The organism is Pseudonocardia thermophila (assembly GCF_900142365.1).
Lineage (GTDB): Bacteria > Actinomycetota > Actinomycetes > Mycobacteriales > Pseudonocardiaceae > Pseudonocardia > Pseudonocardia thermophila.
In genome coordinates this window covers 75645-95361 of record NZ_FRAP01000024.1, presented here as the reverse complement: position 1 = coordinate 95361, position 19717 = coordinate 75645, and the positions used below count along the sequence as shown (strand labels likewise).

The 19717-nt window shown below is 73.1% G+C and carries 17 protein-coding genes and 2 pseudogenes; 12 read left to right on the top strand and 7 right to left on the bottom strand.

What is annotated here, in order from left to right; genetic code table 11:
- Positions 1-19: 19 nt before the first annotated feature.
- Positions 20-2440, bottom strand: coding sequence for a xanthine dehydrogenase family protein molybdopterin-binding subunit (locus BUE41_RS25925; protein ID WP_084755853.1), 2421 nt, complete (start codon positions 2438-2440; stop codon positions 20-22).
- Between the two features lie 297 nt (positions 2441-2737).
- Here BUE41_RS25925 and BUE41_RS25920 point away from each other — a divergent pair, with 297 nt between their 5' ends.
- On the top strand, positions 2738-3595 hold the full coding sequence (locus BUE41_RS25920) for an oxidoreductase (RefSeq protein ID WP_073459937.1): 858 nt from the start codon (positions 2738-2740) through the stop codon (positions 3593-3595).
- Between the two features lie 21 nt (positions 3596-3616).
- On the opposite strand, the gene BUE41_RS25915 is transcribed toward BUE41_RS25920, so the two are convergent.
- Positions 3617-5212, bottom strand: coding sequence for an acyl-CoA synthetase (locus BUE41_RS25915; RefSeq protein WP_073459936.1), 1596 nt, complete (start codon positions 5210-5212; stop codon positions 3617-3619).
- A gap of 510 nt (positions 5213-5722) precedes the next feature.
- Between BUE41_RS25915 and hppD the strand changes: the two genes are divergently transcribed.
- Both hppD and BUE41_RS25905 read left to right on the top strand, forming a co-directional pair.
- Positions 5723-6913 (top strand): 4-hydroxyphenylpyruvate dioxygenase, encoded by a 1191-nt coding sequence (gene hppD / locus BUE41_RS25910; protein ID WP_200804113.1) that lies wholly within the window; start codon positions 5723-5725, stop codon positions 6911-6913.
- A 158-nt stretch (positions 6914-7071) separates the two neighbouring features.
- Positions 7072-7479: a VOC family protein gene (locus tag BUE41_RS25905; RefSeq protein WP_073459934.1), complete on the top strand. Its 408-nt coding sequence runs from the start codon at positions 7072-7074 to the stop codon at positions 7477-7479.
- A 44-nt stretch (positions 7480-7523) separates the two neighbouring features.
- Here the strand turns inward: BUE41_RS25905 and BUE41_RS32250 are convergent.
- Positions 7524-8066, bottom strand: a pseudogene (locus tag BUE41_RS32250) (DUF998 domain-containing protein); the annotation flags it as partial.
- 96 nt (positions 8067-8162) lie between these two features.
- A complete protein-coding gene (locus BUE41_RS25895) occupies positions 8163-8672 on the bottom strand; it encodes an O-acetyl-ADP-ribose deacetylase (protein ID WP_073459932.1) in 510 nt (169 codons plus the stop codon).
- A gap of 53 nt (positions 8673-8725) precedes the next feature.
- Between BUE41_RS25895 and BUE41_RS30495 the strand changes: the two genes are divergently transcribed.
- Genes BUE41_RS30495 through BUE41_RS25885 form a run of 3 tightly spaced genes read left to right on the top strand, consistent with a single transcriptional unit; the run spans position 8726 to position 10670 of the window.
- Positions 8726-8914, top strand: a complete 189-nt coding sequence (locus tag BUE41_RS30495) for a hypothetical protein (RefSeq protein ID WP_143172360.1) — start codon at positions 8726-8728, stop codon at positions 8912-8914.
- Between the two features lie 20 nt (positions 8915-8934).
- Positions 8935-9816 (top strand): ABC transporter substrate-binding protein, encoded by an 882-nt coding sequence (locus BUE41_RS25890; protein WP_073459931.1) that lies wholly within the window; start codon positions 8935-8937, stop codon positions 9814-9816.
- Positions 9817-9860: 44 nt separating this feature from the next.
- Positions 9861-10670: an alpha/beta fold hydrolase gene (locus BUE41_RS25885; protein ID WP_084755851.1), complete on the top strand. Its 810-nt coding sequence runs from the start codon at positions 9861-9863 to the stop codon at positions 10668-10670.
- On the opposite strand, the gene BUE41_RS25880 is transcribed toward BUE41_RS25885, so the two are convergent.
- Positions 10598-11098, bottom strand: a complete 501-nt coding sequence (locus BUE41_RS25880; protein WP_084755849.1) for a DUF1707 SHOCT-like domain-containing protein — start codon at positions 11096-11098, stop codon at positions 10598-10600. The genes BUE41_RS25885 and BUE41_RS25880 overlap by 73 nt on opposite strands.
- On the opposite strand from BUE41_RS25880, the pseudogene BUE41_RS32740 reads away from it, so the two are divergent.
- The 3 genes and pseudogenes from BUE41_RS32740 to BUE41_RS25865 all read left to right on the top strand — a co-directional run.
- Positions 11013-12374: pseudogene (locus BUE41_RS32740) on the top strand (sensor histidine kinase); the annotation flags it as partial. The gene BUE41_RS25880 and the pseudogene BUE41_RS32740 overlap by 86 nt on opposite strands.
- Positions 12375-12402: 28 nt before the next feature.
- Complete coding sequence (locus BUE41_RS25870; protein ID WP_073459929.1) at positions 12403-13077, top strand: response regulator transcription factor; 675 nt, start codon at positions 12403-12405, stop codon at positions 13075-13077.
- 93 nt (positions 13078-13170) lie between these two features.
- Positions 13171-14223, top strand: coding sequence for a class I SAM-dependent methyltransferase (locus BUE41_RS25865; protein WP_143172358.1), 1053 nt, complete (start codon positions 13171-13173; stop codon positions 14221-14223).
- 56 nt (positions 14224-14279) lie between these two features.
- Here BUE41_RS25865 and BUE41_RS25860 read toward each other — a convergent pair whose 3' ends face one another.
- Positions 14280-15800, bottom strand: coding sequence for an ABC-F family ATP-binding cassette domain-containing protein (locus BUE41_RS25860; protein WP_073459927.1), 1521 nt, complete (start codon positions 15798-15800; stop codon positions 14280-14282).
- Positions 15801-16136: 336 nt separating this feature from the next.
- Between BUE41_RS25860 and mftD the strand changes: the two genes are divergently transcribed.
- Both mftD and BUE41_RS25850 read left to right on the top strand, forming a co-directional pair.
- Positions 16137-17315 (top strand): pre-mycofactocin synthase MftD, encoded by a 1179-nt coding sequence (gene mftD, locus BUE41_RS25855; RefSeq protein ID WP_073459926.1) that lies wholly within the window; start codon positions 16137-16139, stop codon positions 17313-17315.
- A gap of 29 nt (positions 17316-17344) precedes the next feature.
- Positions 17345-18367: a DUF2157 domain-containing protein gene (locus BUE41_RS25850; RefSeq protein WP_073459925.1), complete on the top strand. Its 1023-nt coding sequence runs from the start codon at positions 17345-17347 to the stop codon at positions 18365-18367.
- Positions 18368-18507: 140 nt separating this feature from the next.
- On the opposite strand, the gene BUE41_RS25845 is transcribed toward BUE41_RS25850, so the two are convergent.
- Entirely contained in the window at positions 18508-18702 is a 195-nt protein-coding gene (locus tag BUE41_RS25845) for a CsbD family protein (RefSeq protein WP_073459924.1), read from the bottom strand.
- Between the two features lie 71 nt (positions 18703-18773).
- Between BUE41_RS25845 and BUE41_RS25840 the strand changes: the two genes are divergently transcribed.
- Positions 18774-19709 (top strand): cation diffusion facilitator family transporter, encoded by a 936-nt coding sequence (locus BUE41_RS25840; RefSeq protein ID WP_073459923.1) that lies wholly within the window; start codon positions 18774-18776, stop codon positions 19707-19709.
- The last annotated feature ends 8 nt before the right edge of the window (positions 19710-19717 follow it).

Below are 19717 nucleotides of genomic sequence, written 5' to 3'. Positions count from 1 at the left end.
GCGGCTCCTGATTGGTGTCCTAGTAGATGAAGTCGAGGCCGTTGGTGGGCGCCGGCGGGATCGGCGGCACGAGCGGCTTAGGCTCGAACGGGAACGGGTCCTTGTGGTTGATCGGGAAGTAGTCCGGCACCTTTCCGGTGGCGCGGGCGTAGGCGCACGCCACGGCGCCGCAGGTGGCGGCGACGCCGAACTCGCCGGCCCCGCCGGGCTCGTCGGAGGGCGAGTCCTCGATGACGACGATGTTCATCTCCGGCGGGGTGTTCCACTGCCGCGTGTAGAAGTAGTTGTCCCAGCTGGCCTCGACGAAGTGCCCGTCGACCAGGTGCAGGCTGGAGGTCAGCGTCATCGCGAGCGCGTCGTTGATGCCGCCCATCATCTGCGCCTCGACCCCGCGCGGGTTGATCACGAGTCCGACGTCGACGACGAACGTCACCCTGGTCACCCGCGGCCCGGTGACGCCCTCGCGGATCGGCCGGTTCACCGTCTCGTCGCGGCAGTCGATCTCGACGACGCAGGCGGAGGCGCCCTTGTACTCGATGTGCATCGCGATGCCCTGCGCCGTGCCTGCGGGCATCGACTTCCCCCAGTTCGCCTCCTCCGCGGCCCGGTCGAGCACGGCCCGCCACCGGTCGTACTTCACGGTCGCGGTCCGGAACTCGTACGGGTCCTTGCCCAGCTTCGCCGCGATCTGGTCGACCATCAGCTCACGGGCGGTCGCGACGTCGGGGGAGTAGACGTTGCGCATGCTGCCGGTGTTGAAGCCGAACTCGACCTCGTTGAGCAGTCGGGTGGAGACGCCGAAGTCGTAGGGCGTCACCTGGGTCAGCTCGAAGATCGTCGCGGCGACGCCGAGCTGCCCGCCGGGCGCCTTCGCAGCCGCCGACGTGACCGCCTCGCCGAACCCGTGGCCGAAGTCTGTGGCGACGCTGGTGTGGCGCTGCTCGAAGCTCAGCACCGAGTCGGCCGCGACGACCGCGCGGACCCGCGAGGTCGCCATCGGGTGCACCCGGCCCTGCCGGGAGTCGTCGGCGCGGGTCCACATCAGCTTGACCGGCTTGCCCATCGCCTTCGACACCTGCGCGGCCTCCAGCGCGGCGTCGTGGAAGAGTCGGCGCCCGAAGGAGCCGCCACCCTGCACGACGTGCACCGTCACCGCGGACGACGGCAGCCCCAGCCGTTTCGCGATGTCCTGCTGGGCGACGATCGGGTTCTTCAGCGGCGCCCAGATCTCGGCCTTGCCGTCGCGGACGTCGGCGATCGCGCAGTTGGTCTCCAGCGCGGAGTTGGAGCGGAAGTAGAAGGTGAACGACCGCTCCAGGACGTCGCCGGCCACGGCCGGCACGGCCAGCGGCAGCTCGGCCCTGCGCAGCTTCGCCAGGATCGACTCGTCGTCCTCGCCGGCGACGGTGCCGGCCTTCCACCGCACCTGCATCGCCCGCGCCGCCTCGATGCACTGGCCGAACGTCTTCGCACGCACCGCGATCCCGGTGGGCACCACCGCGACGTCGGTGACGCCGGGCATCGACCGGACCTCGTCGAGGTTGTCGATCCCCGCCGGGGTGCCGTTGAGATCGGGGGCGCGGCAGATGATCGTCGGGAGCGCGCCGGGGATCTTCAGGTCGGTCGTGAACTTCTTGCGGCCGGTGACGATGTCGCGGGCGTCGGTCTTCGTCTGCGGCGTTCCGATGACGCGGAAGTCCTTGCGGTCCTTCAGCACCACCTCGACGACCTCGTCGACGGGGCTCGCCGCAGCCTCGGTCAGCTCACCGAACGGCAGCGACCTGCCGTTGAGCCCGGTGATGAGCCCGGCGCGGCTGGTCAGCGTGCCCTTGTCCTGCTCGAGCAGGGCCGCGGCGGCGTCGAGCAGCCGGCCACGGGCGATCGCGGCGGCCACGCGGATCGCGGTGTAGGTGGTGAAGGTGGTGCTCGAGCCGCCGGTGATCTGGTTGAACATCAGCTCCGGGCGGGCATCGGCGAGGGTGACGTCGACCTGGTCGAGCTCCAGGTCCATCTCCTCCGCGATGATCATCTTGGTGGAGGTGATGATCCCCTGGCCGTTGTCGGAGCGGGGGAGTGCGAAGTGGACCGTGCCGTCCTTGCGGACCTCCACCCGCACGAGGTGCGCCGTCGGGCGCATGCTGTCGCGCAGCGCGTCGAGCAGGTCGTAGACCTCGGGGGTCTGCGGCGGGCTGGGCAACCCGAGCGCGTTCGCGGTCGGGGCGCCGAACACCGACTGGCGGGTCAGCTCGGCTGCGACCACGAGCGTCGGAGCGGCGACGAGGTAGCCGAGGAACTTCCGCCGGCCGGTGTCCCGGCGCAGCAGCGACCGGGCGTTGCGGGTGGCGGCCTCGGCACGGGCCTCGGCGGTGTGCGCGGCCTCGGCCGCTGCGGAGTCGGCTCGGCTGATGTCGCGGCGCGTGGCGGCGCGATGAGCGGGCATCGTCGTCCTCTCGGCGTGGCCCGTCGCCGGAACTCGTGGGCAGCAGAACCGCGGCCGGGCCGGTTGCGCAGCCCAACGACGGGTTGCTGCTACAGGTGCGCGTCGGTGCGCAGGCTTCCCGTAGCACGTCTCCGGGATGACGCCGGGTGATCGGACGAAGGCGCAGGTCAACGCGATGACTGCCCCGAGGGTGGTAGGTGGATGCGGAGAAAATGGGTCAGTGGTTCCGCAGATGCGGATTCGCGGTCGGGCGCGGTTTCCTCCGAAAGAGTGGGAGTGTCGCACTAGGGTGCGGGGATGGATCGCTTCGATCTCGCCGGGTACGCCGTCGGTCGCGTCGGGTTCGGCGCGATGCAGCTGCCCGGGCCGGGCGTGATGGGGCCGCCCCGCGACCGCGCCGGGGCGATCGCCGTGCTGCGCCGCGCCGTCGAGCTCGGCATCGACCACATCGACACCGCCCAGTACTACGGCCCCGACGTCGCCAACGAGCTGATCCGCGAGGCCCTGCACCCGTACCCGCCGGAGCTCGCGATCGTCAGCAAGGTCGGCGCCCGCCGCGACGCCGCCGGGAACTGGCTGCCGTGGGACGATCCCGCTGATCTCCGCACCGGCATCGAGGACAACCTCGCCGCCTTGCGCGTGGAGCAGCTGGCCGCGGTCAACCTACGGGTCCTCGACGAGCGACAACCGCCGGGGCAGCGCTTCGACGACCAGCTCGGCGCCATGATCGAGGCCCGCGACGCGGGGCTGATCGCCGGCGTCGGCCTGTCCAACGTCACCGTCGAGCACCTGCGACGCGCCCGGCAGCAGACCGAGATCGCGTGCGTGCAGAACCCCTACAACGTCCTCGACCGCAGCTGCGCCGCCGTGCTGGAGGAGTGCACAGCGGCGGGCATCGCGTTCGTGCCGTTCTTCCCGCTGGGCTCGGGCTTCCACACGCAGAACCCCGTGCTGAGCAACGACGCGGTCCACGCGGCGGCGGAGCGGCTCGGCCGCACCCCGGCGCAGGTGGTGCTCGCCTGGACGCTCGCGGTTGCGCCGAACGTGCTGCTCATCCCGGGCACCTCGCGGCTGGCGCACCTCGAGGAGAACACCGCCGTGCGCGACGTGGCACTGCCCGACGACGTCGTCGCCGGGCTCACCGCCCTCGCGTGAGAACGGCGGGCCCGGCGCCCGTCACTCCTGCTCGGCGAGCTTCGCGTGCTGGGTGCGGAGGTCCTTCTTGAGGATCTTGCCGCTGGGGTTCTTGGGCAGGGTGTCGGCGAACACGATGTACTTGGGGCGTTTGTAGCCGGCCAGGACGCGGCGGGCGTGGGCGTCGACGTGGTCTTTGGTCAAGGTGACGCCGGGTTTGGGGACGATGACGGCCGTGACGGCTTCGATCCAGTGAGGGTGGGGGACGCCGAACACGGCGACTTCGGCGACGCCGTCGAGTTGGTAGAGGGCTTCTTCGACCTCGCGGGAGGCGACGTTCTCGCCGCCGGTCTTGATCATGTCCTTCTTGCGGTCGACCACGGACAGGTAGCCGTCGGCGTCGATCACGCCGAGGTCGCCGGAGTGGAACCAGCCGCCGGTGAAGGCGGCGGCGGTCTTGTCCTCGTCGTTGTAGTAGCCGGCCATGGCGTGCGGGGAGCGGTGCACGATCTCGCCGACCTCGCCCGGGGCGACGTCGTTGCCCTCGTCGTCGACGACGCGGGTTTCGACGTTGAGGGCGGGCCGGCCGGCGGAGCCGGCGTGGGCGAGTTGGTCGTGGGGTTGCAGGATGGTGGCGACCGGGGCCATCTCGGTCTGGCCGTAGAAGTTCCACAGCGCCACGTCGGGCAGCCGCTGCTGGAGTTCTTTGAGCACCTCGACCGGCATGGGGGAGGCGCCGTAGTAGCCCTTGCGCAGGCTGGACAGGTCGCGGGTGTCGAACTCCGGGTGCCGCAGCAGGGAGATCCACACGGTGGGTGGGCAGAACAGCTTGGTCACCCGTTCCCGCTCGATGGTCTCCAGCAGCCGGGCGGGATCGGGGCTGGGCAGGATGATGCTGGTCGCGCCCAGGTAGACGTCGACGCTGAAGAAGCAGTCCAGCTGGGCGCAGTGGTACATCGGCAGGGAGTGGATCTCGATGTCGTCCGCGCTCATGCCGCCGTCGACGATGCAGGACACGTACTGGGCGATCAGCGACCGCGAGGTCAGCATCACCCCTTTGGGGCGGGATTCGGTGCCGGAGGTGTACATCAACCGCAGCGGGTCGTCGTCGGCCACCGCCACGGCGGGTTCGGTGGCGTCGCCGGTGTCGATCCAGGTGTCCAGGTCGGTCCAGCCGGTCGGTGCCGGTGTGCCGGCCAGCCGGATCACCGCCCGCCGAAACTCCCGGCCGGTCTCGGCGATGGCCTGCTCGGCGGTGGTGACCAGCAGATCCTCGGCGATGAACGTGCTGGCGCCGCTGTGGTCGAGGATGAACGCGATCTCGCTGGCGTTGAGCATGAAGTTGACCGGCACCAACACCACCCCCAGCCGCGCGGTGGCGAACGCGAGCACGGCGAACTGCCAGCAGTTGTGCGACAGCAGCGCCACCCGGTCCCCCTTGACCAGCCCGGCCGCGGCGAGGTTGTTCGCGCACCGGTTCACCGCCGCGTCGAACTCCGCGTAGCTGACCCGCCGATCCCCGTCGACCACCGCGAGCTTGTCCGGACACCGACGCGCCGTGCGCCGCAGCAGATCACCGATCGAGTGCTGACGGGCGAACGCGACGGACGCGGTGGTCTCGGGGCTGAACGACGTCATCGACGACTCCTTCGTCCGGTGGCGGGGGATGCCCGCAGCCTATGCCCGCTGGACGGGGCGCGGTCGGGTCCACTCTCCCCTCGGGCAGCTCCGTCTGGAGGGGCGGAAGCTCGACGAACGGCACTGTGCCGACCGGGTCCGGCTCGTCCCTCGCCGGATGTGCCGACCGGGTCCGGCTCGTCCCTCGCCGGATGTGCCGACCGGGTCCGGCTCGTCCCTCGCCGGATGTGCCGACCGGGTCCGGCTCGTCCCTCGCCGGATGTGCCGACCGGGTCCGGCTCGTCCCTCGCCGGATGTGCCGACCGGGTCCGGCTCCTCCCTCGCCGGATGTGCCGTCGTGGTGCAAACAGCGACGGTGCGCACGAACTAGGCAGACTGTCGAGCTCAGCTGCGCGAGCACGCGGTGAGCTGGTCAGTTCGATCAGCACTCCGTGCCTCTGTTGCGGACCAACTAGGCAGAGAGGTGTCCTTCCTGCACCGCATCACGTGTCCGAGGAGGTTCCCGTGAGCATCGAGCAGACCCTCACCAGTCAGGAACGCCTCGCCGAGCTGGACGTCGACCAGCTGCGACAGCTCGTGGGGCTCGTGGAGCACGACCCCACCGCCGACCCGTTCCCGGTGGTCGGCTGGGACGCCGTCATGTGGATCGTCGGCAACGCGACCCAGACCGCGCAGATGTTCCAGCTCGTCTACGGCATGGAGCTCGTCGCCTACTCCGGCCCCGAGACCGGCAACCGCGACCACCACGCCTATGTGCTGCGCTCAGGCGCCGTCCGGTTCGTCGTCAAGGGCGGCGTGGATCCCGCCAGCCCGCTGCTCGACCACCATCGCCGCCACGGTGACGGCGTCGCCGACGTCGCGCTCGAGGTGCCCGACGTCGACCGCTGCATCGCCCACGCCCGCGCGAACGGGGCCGTCGTGCTGGAGGAACCGCACGATCTCACCGACGAGCACGGCACCGTGCGCGTGGCCGCCCTCGCCGCGTACGGCGACACCCGCCACACCCTCGTCGACCGCTCCCGCTACAGCGGCCCCTACCTGCCCGGCTACGTCGAGCGGCGGTCCGTCCTCGGCCGCCCGAAGCGGCTGTTCCAGGCGCTCGACCACGTCGTCGGCAACGTCGAGCTGGGCCGCATGGACGAGTGGGTGGAGTTCTACCGCCGGGTCATGGGCTTCACGAACATGGCCGAGTTCGTCGGCGACGACATCGCCACCGAGTACTCCGCGCTGATGAGCAAGGTCGTCGCGAGCGGCAACCACCGCGTCAAGTTCCCGCTCAACGAGCCCGCCGCCGGCCGGAAGCGCTCCCAGATCGACGAGTACCTCGACTTCTACTGCGGGCCCGGCGTGCAGCACCTCGCGCTCGCCACGAACGACATCGTCGCGGCCGTCGACGCCCTGCGCGCCCGCGGTGTGGAGTTCCTCGCCACGCCGGACGCCTACTACGAGGACCCCGAGCTGCGCGCCCGCATCGGTGCGGTCCGGGTGCCGATCGAGGAGCTGCAGAAGCGCGGCATCCTCGTCGACCGCGACGAGGACGGCTACCTCCTGCAGATCTTCACCAAGCCCCTCGGCGACCGACCCACCGTGTTCTTCGAGCTCATCGAACGGCACGGCTCGCTCGGGTTCGGCAAGGGCAACTTCAAGGCCCTCTTCGAGGCGATCGAGCGCGAGCAGGCGAAGCGCGGGAACCTGGATTGACGGTCGGTGCCTGCGGTGCTCCGGCTCGCGCGCCCTCGAGCCGGTGACGTGGCCCCTCCGGTTGCTCGCGCCCTCGTTCCCCGGGAGCTGCCGGTGATCGGCCAGGACCTCTGGCCAGGGTCTGCGGTCCGTCGGCACCGGGTCTACTCTGCGCCGGCATGGCGACGAGGCTGAACCCGTACCTGAACTTCCGCGACCAGGCGAAGGAGGCCATGGAGTTCTACCACTCCGTGCTCGGCGGCGAGCTCACGATCACCACGTTCGCCGAGGCGGGTGGCATGGGCCTGGGCGAGGACGAGCAGCACAAGGTGATGCACGCGCAGATCCTGGCGGGGCCGGACCTCACACTGATGGCTGCCGACGTCCCCGCCTCGATGGAGATCTCGCCGAACGGCACGGTCTCCCTGTCCGGTGACGACGAGGATCAGCTGCGCCGCTTCTGGGACGGGCTGTCGGCCGGTGGGTCGATCGTCGTCCCGCTGGAGAAGGCGCCGTGGGGCGACACCTTCGGGATGTTCACCGACCGGTTCGGGGTCTCCTGGATGGTGAACATCGCCGGGAGCTGATCAGCCGCCTGCGGGGACCGGCGGACCTTCAGCGTGGCCACCACCAGCACCACGCAGATCACCACCAGCACCCGCTCGACGACCCCGACGGGCACGTCCGGCACGCCGAGCACGTGCAACCCGATCAGCACCAGCAGGCCGGCCATGGTGGCGGCGCCCACCGCGGTGAGCGCCATCAGCGGCCGGTTCCGGGTGCGCAGCGCGGCCAGGTGGACCCCGACGATCGCGGCTCCGACGGCCACGTTGTGCACCGTGCCCGTCCACGACTGCGTGTTCTGGTCGAAGAACGACGCGATGCCCATCCCGACCGGCCAGAGGGACAGGAGCAGCAGGTCGGTGGCGCGTCCGGCGGTCACCTGACGCCACGCCCGGCCGAGCGCGACGGCCACCCCCGCGCAGCTCGCGAGCAGCGCGACCACGAACGCGAGCCGGGCCGCCGTCGTGGCGTGCGTGCTGATCGTCTGGGTGAGCACCATGGCCGGGCTGCGCACGTCGAGCGCCACGAGGATGGCCCCCGCGACGGCGAATCCGGCCAGTGCGGGCCGGGCCGGGGCGAGGGAGCGGGGCGGGGCGTGCGCGATCGTCATGCCCTGAGCTTGCCGGTTACCGGCGTTCCCCGCTCTCCGGGAGACCCCTCAGCGGGGTGGGGGTTTCCCCACCCCGCCTCATCGGGCGGCACCCGGTCAGCCCGCGACCGCGGTGAACGCGGCCAGCGCGTCGTCGGTGAACAGCACGAACCGGACCTCGCTCACCGACGTCGGCGTGTCCCGCACCGCGGTGACGGCGATGCGGGCCGCGTCGTCCATCGGCCAGCCGTAGACCCCGGCCGAGACCGCGGGGAACGCGACCGTGGCCGCGCCGAGCTCGTCGGCCACCCGCAGCGACTCGCGGTAGCAGGAGGCCAGCAGGTGAGAGCGGTCCTCCTGACGGGAGTACACGGGGCCGACGGTGTGGATCACCCAGCGCGCCGGGAGCCGGCCGGCGGTGGTGGCCACGGCCTGCCCGGTCGGCAGCCCGGCCTTGTACGGGCCGGCGCGCAGCTCCTTGCAGGCGGCCAGGATCTCCGGTCCGCCGCGGCGGTGGATCGCGCCGTCGACGCCCCCTCCGCCGAGGAGGCTGGAGTTGGCGGCGTTGACCACGGCGTCGACGACGGCCTCGGTGATGTCGCCTCGCACACACACGATCTCCGGCATCCGACAAGCATGCCGCGCCGACGATCGGGCGACGATCCGGTAACGGTCCTGGCTTGACCGGCGAACAGAAGGGTATGAGCGCCGTCACCCCCGGGTCCCCCTCCTCGGACGACGGGCGCACCGGCAACGCGGCGCCGCCCCTGGTCTCCACCACGTGGGCCGGGCCGATCGTGTCCCTGCTGTTCCTGGTGACCGTGGTGCTGTTCGTCATCGGGGTGCTCACCCTGGGCCCGCTCGGCTGAGCTCGCCTACCCTCGGCGGCGTGCGCATCGCGTCGCTCCTGCCGGCCACCACCGAGATCGTCGGTGCCCTGGGCCTGGCGGACGAGCTGGTCGCCGTCACCTTCGAGTGCGACGAACCCGCCGGGATCCGCGAGCGGGCCGCGGTCGTCGTCGACACCGCGCTGCCGCCGGGCCTGGATCCCGCGGGCATCGACGCGGTGGTGCGCGACCGCGCCGCCCGCGGCCTGCCGATGTACGAGCTGGACACCGCTGCGCTGGCCCGGCTGCGGCCCGAGCTGATCCTCACCCAGGACCTGTGCCGCATCTGCGCGCTGCCCGCCGCCACCGTCACCGACGCGTTGGCCGCGATCGGCTGCACCGCCGACGTCGTGCAGCACGACCCGCACACGGTGCCCGAGGTGCTCGCCGGCATCGCCGAGATCGCCCGGCGCGCCGGGCGGCCCGCAGCGGGGGAGCGGCTCGTCGCCGATCTGGAGCGGCGCCTGGCGGCGATCGAGCGCACCGTCGCCGACCGGGCCCGGCCGCGGGTGCTCGTGCTGGAGTGGACCGATCCGCCGTTCCTCGCCGGCCACTGGGTGCCCGAGCTCGTGCGCCGCGCCGGCGGCGAGCCGGTCCTCGGTGCCGAGGGCGGCCGGTCCGCGGCCACGACGTGGGACGAGCTGGCTGCCGCTCCGGCCGACGTCATCGTGGTGGCGCCGTGCGGGTACGGCCTCGACGCCGCCGTCGCGCAGGCGGCGACGGTGCGGGAGCGGCTGCCGGGGCGGCGGATCGTCGCGATCGACTCCGCTTCCTACGTCGTCCGCGCGGGTCCGCGGCTGGTCGACGGCATCGAGGCGCTCGCCTGGGCGCTGCACCCCGACGCGCTGGTTTCCCCACCGCCCGGCCGGGTACGTCCACTGTGACCGAACCGGGGCGGCATCCCGGTTCCCTACCGGGACGGTGAGCCATGACCGCCGACGAGACGACGGCCGCCGGTTTCCCGCTGCTGTCCGCGCTGTCGCGCGTGCCCGCGGCGGCGCACGACCGGGTGCGGATGCTGGCCCCGGTGGCCGGGATCGGCCGGCGGACCCTCCTCGCCCACCCTGTGTGGCGGGCCGCGCACGACGTCGGCCGCGGCACGGGCGCGGTCGTCGTGCCCGGCCTCGGCGGCATCGACGCGAGCATGGCCGTGATGCACCGCTGGCTGCAGCGCTGGGGGTACCGCCCGGCCGGCGCGGGCCTGGCCGGGGTGATCGGCTGCACCTCGCAGCTGGTCGGCCACCTCGAGGCCGTCGTCGAGCGGCACGTCGGGGCCACCGGCGGACCCGTCGTCGTGCTGGGCCACAGCCGCGGCGGCCAGCTCGGCCGGCTCCTCGCGGCGCGCCGTCCCGACCTGCTGCGCGGGCTGGTGATGTTCGGCAGCCCCGTGGTGCCGCCGCTGGAGCTGAACGGCATGGCCGCCCGGCTGGCCCGCTGGCTGCCGCGCGCCGCCGCGCTGGGCCTGCCCGTGCTCGACGCCGACTGCCTCACCGGCGACTGCCACGACACCGCCGCGGCGGCATTGGAACGCCCCGTCGACGTGCCGGCGCTGTCGCTGTACTCCAAGGCCGACGGGGTGGTCGCCTGGCGGTCGTCGTGCGATCCGCACGCCGAGTGCGTCGAGATCTCCTCCACCCACACCGGCATGGGCCTCGATCCCGATCTCTACGCGGCGGTCGTTCCCCGGCTGGCGGACTGGGCCAGCTCCGACCACGTGGGGCGGCGCGCCAGCGCGTAGTGCAGGGCCAGTGTGCCGAGCAGGAACACGAGCGGTCCGATCGGCCAGAAGAACGGCCCGCCGACGAGCACCCACCGCACGGCGACGCCCGCGAGGAGCACTCCGATGATCGCGGCGTGGATCGCCAGCCTCCGCCGGGCGGCCGGAGTGAGCCCCCCGGGACCGAGCGGGACCGTCGTGGACGCCGGCGCGGGGAGGTCCGCGGTGAGCCGGTCCAGCTCGGCCCGGGTGGTCGCGGCGTAGGCGGCCGCGAGCCGCTCGTCGGCCTCGCCGACCGTGAGGTATCCGGCCCCGACGGCTTCCCGCAGCCGGGCCGCGGCCTGCTCGCGCTCGGCGTCGCCGATGCGGACCCGCTGTTCGGTGTTCCCGGGTGCGGTGTTCACGTGCTCGGTGTTGACCTGCTCGGTGTTCACGGGTTCTGCGTTCATGCCGCCATGCTCCGTGCTCGGGCGTTCTCGGGCGTCGGCTGCGGGGCGACACCCCTGCGGCCCGGCGTACGTCCGGCGCGGTAGGTGCATCTGCGCCCTGCGCGGGACGCTGGACGGCGGGCCCGCCCCTACGGTGGCACTCGTGCAGATCCGGCGACCGCCCTGGTGGGAGGGGCTGCTCCCGACCGTCGTGCTGCCGGCGGTGGTCGGGATCGTGACCGTCGCCGGCTCGGTGTTCGCCTCCGCGCGCTTCGCCGGGTTCCGGCCCCTCGACACGGTGGGTGTGCTGCTGCTCCTCGTCGGCCCGGTGGCGCTGGTGTTCCGGGCGGCCGACCGGCGGGTGGCCCTCGGGGTGATCGCGGCGGCGACCGTCGCGTGGTTCCTGCTCGGCTACGCCTACGGGCCGGTGCTGCTGCCGCTGTTCGTCGGACTGGTGTCCGCGGTGCTGGCCGGGCATCGCCGGGTCGTCTACCCGATCGTCGGCGGGACGTACATCGTGCTCGTCGGGTACCACCTGGTCCGCACCGGCGGGGATTCCTCGTGGTCGGGCGCAGTGGGGTCGGGCGCGGCGTTCTGGCTGGCCGTGTTGACCGCCGTGATCGCCGCGAGCGAGGGGATCCGCGCGCGCCGGGAGCGCGCCGCGCACGCCGCCGCCGCGGCCGCGGAGGCCGAGCGGCACCGCGGCGTGCAGGAGCGGTTGCGCATCGCGCAGGAGCTGCACGACGTGCTCGGCCACCACGTGTCGCTGATCAACGTGCAGGCCGGGGTGGCGCTCTACCTGCTCGACGAGGATCCCGAGCAGGCTCGCACCGCGCTCGCGGCGATCAAGCAGTCGAGCAAGGAGCTGCTGCGGGAGATGCGGGCCACCCTCGGCGTGCTGCGCGCGGTGGACGAACCGCCGCCGCACCATCCGGTGCCCGGCATCGATCGGCTCGATGCGCTGATCGGTGAGGTCCGCGCGGCCGGGCTGCCCGTCGAGCTGATCGTGGCGGGGGAGGAGCGGCCGGTGCCGCCGAGCGTCGACCTCGCGGCGTACCGGATCGTGCAGGAGGCGCTGACCAACGTGCGCCGCCACGCCGGGCCGGCCACCACCGCCCGGGTGCGGCTCACCTACGCCGAGGACGCGCTGGTCGTGCAGATCGACGACGACGGCGCGGGCGCGGCGGCGGGGGAGACCGGCGGGAGCGGCATCGCGGGCATGCGGGAGCGGGCGAACGCGCTCGGTGGTTCGATGGAGGCCGGTCCGCTGCCGGGGCGCGGGTTCCGGGTGCGGGCCACGCTGCCCGTCGGGAGGGGGACGAGGCGTGATCGGGGTGCTGCTCGCCGACGACCAGGCCCTGGTGCGGGCCGGGTTCCGGGCACTGCTGGCCCCGCAGCCGGACATGCGGGTCGTCGCCGAGGCCGAGGACGGGGCCGCCGCGGTGCGGCTGGCCCGCGAGCACCGGCCCGACGTCGTGCTCATGGACATCCGCATGCCCGGCACCGACGGGCTCACCGCCACCCGCGAGATCGCCGCCGATCCCGTGCTCGCCGATGTGAAGGTGGTCGTGCTGACCACGTTCACAGAGGACGCCTACGTGTTCGACGCGATCCGGTTCGGGGCGAGCGGGTTCCTGGTGAAGGACATCGAGCCCGCTGAGCTGGTGCACGCCATCCGCGTGGTGCAGCGCGGCGACGCGCTGCTCGCGCCCGCGGTCACCCGCACGCTCATCGAGGAGTTCGCCGCGCGGACCCGCACCGCGCGGCCGGACCGGAAGCTGGTCGCGCTCATGGAGACGCTCACCGAGCGGGAGCGGGAGGTCGTGACCCACGTCGCGGCGGGCCGGAGCAACGACGAGATCGCCGAGCAGTTGTTCGTCAGCCCCGCGACGGCGAAGACGCACGTCAGCCGAGCGATGGTGAAGCTGGGTGTGCGGGACCGCGCGCAGCTGGTGGTGCTGGCCTACGAGAGCGGGTTGGTGCGGCCCGGCTGGGCGTGATCACCGGCGGTGGGGAAAGCGGTGCGTGACGCTGCAACGACCGTGACCGGATCGTAATCGGCAGGGGCGGTGACCGGCGCTACGGTCCCGCCCGTGGGTGCCGTACCGGAGAGCGTGATGCTGGGCGGAGGCTTCTACAGCCGCCACTCCCAACCGCAGCGGGCCGCGGCGCGGGCCGCGGACGCCTGGCTCGTCGAGGCCGCGACCGCCGTCCCGCTCCCCGAGGCACCCACCCCGCTGCTGATCGGGGACTTCGGGTGCGCGGGCGGCGCGAACGAGATGGCCCCGATGGCCGCCGCCGTCGACGCGATCCGGGCCCGGAACGGCGCCGTCCCCGTCGAGGTGGCCCACACCGACCTGCCGGAGAACGACTTCGGCCCGCTGTTCGCCCTGCTCGAGAGCCCTGACGGGTACCCGGCCGGGCGCACCGGCGTCTACCCGTACGTCGTCGGTCGGACGCTGTACGGGCCGCTGTTCCCCGATCGGCGGCTGCACCTCGGCTGGAGCGCGATCACCCTGCACTGGCTCAGCGAGTCCCCGGCGGGGGTGCCCGGCCGCACCTACCCGAACCTGATGAGCGCGGAGCAGGTGGAGCCGTTCCGCGCGCGTGCCGAGCAGGACTGGCGGCTGTTCCTCGCCGAGCGCGCCCGCGAGCTCGTCGACGGTGGCGAGTTGGTGATCGTGGCCGGCGCGTCGCGGCCCGACGGGACATCGGGCGCCGAGGGCCTGTTCACGATGATCGACGAGGAGCTGGCCGCCCTCGTCGCGGCCGGCACCCTGCGGCCGCAGGAGTCGGAGCGGATCGTCTACCCCACCTACAACCGAACGCCCGCCGAGTGGACGGCGCCGGTGGCGGAGTGCGGGTTCGACCTGCTCGCGACCGAGCTGTCCCACACCGACGACGCCGAGACCTACGGCGGTACCGCCGACGGGGCGGCCTTCGCCGAGCGCTACCTGCCGTTCGTACGCGCGGTCACCGAGCGGCCGTTCTTCCGCTGGCTGGACCCGGACCGGACCGACCAGCAGCGCACGGAGATCCTCGAGGCCTTCTACGGCGGTCTCGCCGCGCGGATCGCGGCCGACCCGGCATCGGCGGCGTGCCGGTGGCACGTCGTGTCGCTGCGTCTGCGGCGCAAGCCGCGCTGACCTCCGGCGGCCCGCTCGCCGGACCCGTGGCGGGGGCGCCACCGACGTCGCTCCCGTCACGGACGCTCGACCCGGTGCACGCGGTCCACCCCGATGTCGGCCAACAGGTGCCGGTCGTGCGTCGCCACGACGAGCGCACCCCGGTAGCCGGAGAGCGCGGCGACGAGTTGGGCGACGCTGTCGAGGTCGAGGTTGTTCGTCGGCTCGTCGAGCAGCAGCAGCTGCGGTGCCGGGTCGGCGAGCAGCAGCCGGGCGAGGCACACCCGGAACCGCTCGCCGCCGGACAGCGTTCCGGCCGGGCGGTCGACGTCCGCGCCGCGGACGAGGAAGCGCGCCAGCTGCGCCCGCACGTGCTGCGGTGTGGCGGTGGGGGCGGCGGCGCGGACGTTGTCCAGCACCGAGCGGTCGTCGTCGAGCACGTCGAGCCGCTGCGGCAGGTACCCGACCGGGACGGCGGCGGCCGCGTGGATCGCGCGCAGCAGCGTCGTCTTGCCCGCGCCGTTGCGGCCCACGACGCCGATCCGCTCCGGCCCGCGCACGGTGAACCCGGCCAGATCGGCCACGATCCGCCCGGCGGGCACCGCGGTGGCCGGTAGATCGATGCGGATGCGGTCGTCGTCGCGGACGGCGGCCTCCGCCTCGGCGAGCGCCGCGCGGGCCTCGTCCAGCCGGGCGTCGTGCAGGTTGCGGTACTTGCCGGCCGAGACCTGAGCCTCGGCGCGGCGCAGGTTCATGACCACCTTCGGCATGCGCTTGTTGGCGAAGGCTTTGTCGGCGTAGCGCTTGCGGCGGGCGAGGGCGATCTCCGCTGCGGCGCGCTGCCGCTTCTCGCGCGCCAGGTCGGCCTCGGCCACCCGCAGCATCCGCCGGGCCGCCTCCTGCTCGGCCTCGAGCGCGGCGGTGTAGTCGCGGAACGTGCCGGTGAAGGTGCGGGCTGCGCCGGCGCGCAGCTCGACGATCCGGTCGACGTGCTCGAGCAGCTCGCGGTCGTGCGAGACGACGACCAGCGTGCCGGGCCAGTTGTCCACCGCCGCGTGGAGTCGTTCCCGGGCGGGTTCGTCGAGGTTGTTGGTGGGCTCGTCGAGCAGGGTGATCTCCGGTGGATCGACGAGCAGCCCGGCCAGCGCCGCGAGCACGGCCTCGCCGCCGGAGAGCGTGCCGACGCTGCGGTCGAGCCCGACCGGCAGACCGAGCCGGTCGAGCACGGCGCGCGCCCGCTCCTCGACCAGCCAGTCGTCGTCGACGACGGCGAGGTTCTCGGCCGACGCGTCACCGGCCTCGACGGCGGCGATCGCGGCCAGTCGCTCGGAGATGCCGAGCAGGTCGGCCACGCTGGCGCCGGTGTCGAGGGTGACGGTCTGCGGCAGGTACCCGACGCCGCCCGCGACGCTGATCTCGCCGCCGGCCGGCGTCAGCTCACCGGCGATGAGCCGGAGCAGCGTGGACTTCCCGCTGCCGTTGGCGCCGACGAGGCCGGTGCGGCCGCCGTCGAGGGCGAGATCGAGGCCGTCGAGGACGACCGTGCCGTCGGGCCAGGAGAAGGAGAGATCGCGGCAGACGACCGCCGTGGATGGCATGGGCGTGCTCCAGCGCTGAAGGGACGTCGGCAGAGGTGGTGGCGGCGTCAGCTGAAGAGCACGATCGGGACGGTACGGGCGGCGGTGCCGGCCGGGCAACCAGATTTCCGTCGAGAACGAGGTTGCTGTGATCGGATCGCCTCGTTGATCACCGCAGCTCCGTTCTCGACGCGCCTGCGGCGATGTGGGCCGGGCCACCCTGTACGACCGGCGGGGCGGCCTCCCCTACATTTGGGCACTTGGTGCCATAATTGGCGCACCAGTGCCCGTCCGGGCACTAGGCTCCGGCCGGAACGCGCGCTCGCGCACCCGCACCGCACACGGGAGGTCCTGGCGATGGCCAGCACGAAGGAGTGGTTCGAGACGGTCGCCGAGGCCCAGCGGCGGGCGAAGAAGCGCCTGCCGCGGTCGGTCTACATGGCGCTGGTCGCCGGCTCGGAACGAGGCGTGACGATGAACGACAACGTCCGCGCCTTCGACGAGCTCGGTTTCCGCCCGCACATCGCCGACCTGCCGGCCGAGCGGAACCAGGCGACCACGGTCATGGGGCAGGAGATCTCCATGCCGGTGCTGATCTCCCCGACGGGCGTGCAGGCCGTGCACCCCGAGGGCGAGGTCGCGGTGGCTCGCGCCGCCGCCGCGGCCGGCACCGCGATGGGGCTGTCGTCGTTCGCGTCGAAGCCCGTGGAGGAGGTCGCCGCGGCCAACCCGAAGCTGTTCTTCCAGACGTACTGGGTCGGCGGGCGCGACGCGATCCTGCAGCGCGCCGAGCGGGCCCGCGCCGCCGGCGCGAAGGGGCTGATCATCACCCTGGACTGGACGTTCGCCACCCGCCGCGACTGGGGCAGCCCCTACATCCCGGAGAAGCTCGACCTCAAGGCGCTGCTGAAGTTCGCCCCCGAGGGCATCACCCGACCGAAGTACCTGCTGGACTGGGTGCGCAGCGGCAAGCTGCCCGACCTGACCACCCCGAACCTGGCCGGCCCCGGTGAGGAGGCGCCCACCTTCTTCGGCGCCTACTACCAGTGGATGACCACCCCGCTGCCGACCTGGGAGGACATCCGCTGGCTGCGCGAGCAGTGGGGCGGCCCGTTCGCCGTGAAGGGGATCATGCACCCCGACGACGCGCGCCGCGCCGTCGACATCGGGGCCACCGCGATCTCGGTGTCCAACCACGGCGGCAACAACCTCGACGGCACGCCGGCGTCGATCCGGGCGCTCCCGGCGATCGCCGACGCGGTCGGCGACCAGGTCGAGATCCTGCTCGACGGCGGCATCCGCCGGGGCAGCGACGTCGTGAAGGCGCTCGCCCTCGGTGCGCGGGCGGTCATGATCGGCCGCGCGTACCTGTGGGGCATGGCCGCCAACGGGGAGGCGGGCGTGTCGAACGTGCTGCAGATCCTGCGCAGCGGCATCGACGAGGCGCTGCTCGGGCTGGGCCGTTCGTCCATCCACGAGCTGGTGCCCGACGACATCATCGTCCCGGAGAACTTCACCCGAGCGGTCAAGCGCTGACGCGCGAGCCCGCCCGATACGGTCCGGGGATGGCGAATCCCTCGTCGCTCGACGACGCGCTCGACCGCTGGGTGGCGGCCGGCCTCATCGAACCGGCCCAGGCCGAGGCGATCCGCGCCGCCGAGGCCGCCCGGCCCGCCCCGCCGCGCTCGTCCCTGCTCGCCGAGGCGCTCGGCTACGTGGGCGGGATACTGGTGCTGGTCGCCGTGATCACGCTCACCGGCCGGTTCTGGGACGAGCTGGGCACCGGTGGTCGGCTGGCCGTGGCGGCCGGCGCGGCGGTCGTGCTGCTCGTCGCGGGCCTCCTGGCGCCGTCGCCGCACATCGGGGCGTCCGGCCGGCTGCGCGCGGTGGTGTGGCTGCTGTCGGTGGCGGCGCTGTCCGGGGCGGTCGGGCTGTTCGCCGACGAGGTGCTGGACCTCGACGGCGAGGTCGTCGCCCTGCTGGCGGCGGGCGGCGCTGCGGTCTACGCCGCCGTCCTCTGGCGCCTCCACCGGGCGATCCCGCTGCACGCGGCGTTCATCGTCGCGGTCGTGGTCGCCGTCGCGGCCGCCGCGGCGCTGCTGCCCGGCGAGGCCGGGGAGCCGCCGTGGCTCGCGGTGTGGGGCGTCGGCCTGGCCTGGATGCTGCTCGGCTGGGGCCGGGTCGTGGGACCGCGCGCCGCGGCCTACGTGTGCGGGTCGGTGCCGGTGATCGTCGGCGCCACGGTCGTCGCCGACAGCGGCTGGGGCGCGACCCTCGCGATCGCCTCCGCGGCGCTGCTCGTCGTCGGCGGGGTGCTGGAGCGGGACCTGGTGCTGCTCGGCGTCGGCGCGGTGGCGACGCTGATCGTCGTGCCGCGGGTGGTGGCCGACTGGTTCCCCGACGCGCTCGCCGTGGCGTTCGTGCTGCTCGTGCTGGGGATCGCGCTCGTCGGGGCGGGGCTGTTCGTCGCCCGGCGCCGACGCGAGGCGGGGCCGGGGCAGGAACGCGGTACGCCGGGGCGGGGAATCGGTGCGGCCGCGGTCGTGGCGGCGGGAGCAGCGATCGGGGTGCTGGCGCTCGGCCTGTGAGCCCCCCCGGCCCGACCACTCGCCCGATGTGCGCGCCGGGAGAGCTGACGAACGGCACTCTCGTCAGCACCATCGCTGACGAGAGTGCCGTTCGTCGAGAGGGTCGGAGCCCGGCCGGCTCCGGCTGATCAGGTCTCGTCTCAGGTCTTGCCGCGGCCCAGCACGGACTTCACGGTGTCCTTCAGCTTCTCCCCGGCCTGCTTGAGGTTGGCTTCGGCCTGATCGCCCTTGCCCTCGGCCTCGTACGCCGGGTCGCCGGCCGCCTTGCCGTAGCCCTCCTTGGCCTCGCCCTTGATCTCCTCGGCCTTGTTGCGGATCTTGTCGTCGAGTCCCATGTCGTGCCGGGTTCCCCGGGAGGCACGGGCGAAACCCTCCCACCGGAGGGTTAGGGCACCCTCAGCTAGACATGCGCACTCATGCATGTTTTAGTGGCGGCATGGGCCACGGGCACGGACACGGACACGCCGGCGGTGATCGGCGACGACTCGCCGTCGCGCTGGCGGTCACCGTTGCCGCCACGGTGCTGGGCGCGATCGGCGCCGCGCTCACCGGCTCGCTGGCCCTGCTCGCCGACCTGGGCCACCTGCTCACGGACGCCGGTGCGCTCGTCGCCGCGCTGATCGCCGCCGCGCTCGCGGGACGGCCGGCGAGCATGGAGCGCACCTACGGACTCGGCCGCGTCGAGGTGCTCGTCGCCGGTCTCAACGCGCTCGCCCTCGTCGTCGTCGTGGTGTGGGTGGTGGCCGAGGGCGTCGGCCGCCTCGTCGAACCCGCCGAGGTGCCCGGCCTGCCGATGCTGCTCATCGGTGCACTGGGCCTGGTCGGCAACGTGATCTCGCTGGTCGTCCTCGCCGGCGGCGACCGGCGCAACATGAACCTGCGCGGCGCAGCGCTGCACGTCCTCGGCGACGCGCTCGGTTCGGTCGGCGTCATCCTCGCCGCGGTCGTGCTGATGACGACCGGCTGGCCCTACGCCGACACGGTCGCGTCGCTGCTCATCGCCGCGCTGATCCTGCCGCGCGCGGTCACGCTGCTGCGCGAGGTCTGGCACGTGCTGCTGGAGGGCGCGCCCCGGCACATCGACGTGGCCGAGGTGAAGGCCGCGCTGCTCGCCGTGCCCGGCGTCGCCGGGGTGCACGACCTGCACGTCTGGGCGATCAACGACCGGCGGCCCGCCATGTCCGCGCACGTCGTCGTCACGCCCGCGGCGCGCACCGGCTGCGGCGAGGGGTCCGTGCTCGACCACGCCGGCGCGATGCTGCGGGAACGGTTCGGGGTGGTGCACACGACGCTGCAGGTCGAGGCGCACGCGCACGCCCACCACGAGGACCACTGCGGCTGATCTGCGGG

What these genes read in the sequence shown, in the direction of transcription:
- BUE41_RS25915 (WP_073459936.1), bottom strand. Translation starts at nt 5,212, where the DNA reads ATGACGTCGTTCAGCCCCGAGACCACCGCGTCCGTCGCGTTCGCCCGT.
- BUE41_RS25925 (WP_084755853.1), bottom strand. Translation starts at nt 2,440, where the DNA reads ATGCCCGCTCATCGCGCCGCCACGCGCCGCGACATCAGCCGAGCCGAC.
- BUE41_RS25920 (WP_073459937.1), top strand. Translation starts at nt 2,738, where the DNA reads ATGGATCGCTTCGATCTCGCCGGGTACGCCGTCGGTCGCGTCGGGTTC.
- BUE41_RS25860 (WP_073459927.1), bottom strand. Translation starts at nt 15,800, where the DNA reads ATGCCATCCACGGCGGTCGTCTGCCGCGATCTCTCCTTCTCCTGGCCC.
- BUE41_RS25845 (WP_073459924.1), bottom strand. Translation starts at nt 18,702, where the DNA reads ATGGGACTCGACGACAAGATCCGCAACAAGGCCGAGGAGATCAAGGGC.
- BUE41_RS25840 (WP_073459923.1), top strand. Translation starts at nt 18,774, where the DNA reads ATGCGCACTCATGCATGTTTTAGTGGCGGCATGGGCCACGGGCACGGA.
- BUE41_RS25895 (WP_073459932.1), bottom strand. Translation starts at nt 8,672, where the DNA reads ATGCCGGAGATCGTGTGTGTGCGAGGCGACATCACCGAGGCCGTCGTC.
- BUE41_RS25885 (WP_084755851.1), top strand. Translation starts at nt 9,861, where the DNA reads ATGACCGCCGACGAGACGACGGCCGCCGGTTTCCCGCTGCTGTCCGCG.
- BUE41_RS25850 (WP_073459925.1), top strand. Translation starts at nt 17,345, where the DNA reads ATGGCGAATCCCTCGTCGCTCGACGACGCGCTCGACCGCTGGGTGGCG.
- BUE41_RS25880 (WP_084755849.1), bottom strand. Translation starts at nt 11,098, where the DNA reads ATGAACGCAGAACCCGTGAACACCGAGCAGGTCAACACCGAGCACGTG.
- mftD (WP_073459926.1), top strand. Translation starts at nt 16,137, where the DNA reads ATGGCCAGCACGAAGGAGTGGTTCGAGACGGTCGCCGAGGCCCAGCGG.
- BUE41_RS25905 (WP_073459934.1), top strand. Translation starts at nt 7,072, where the DNA reads ATGGCGACGAGGCTGAACCCGTACCTGAACTTCCGCGACCAGGCGAAG.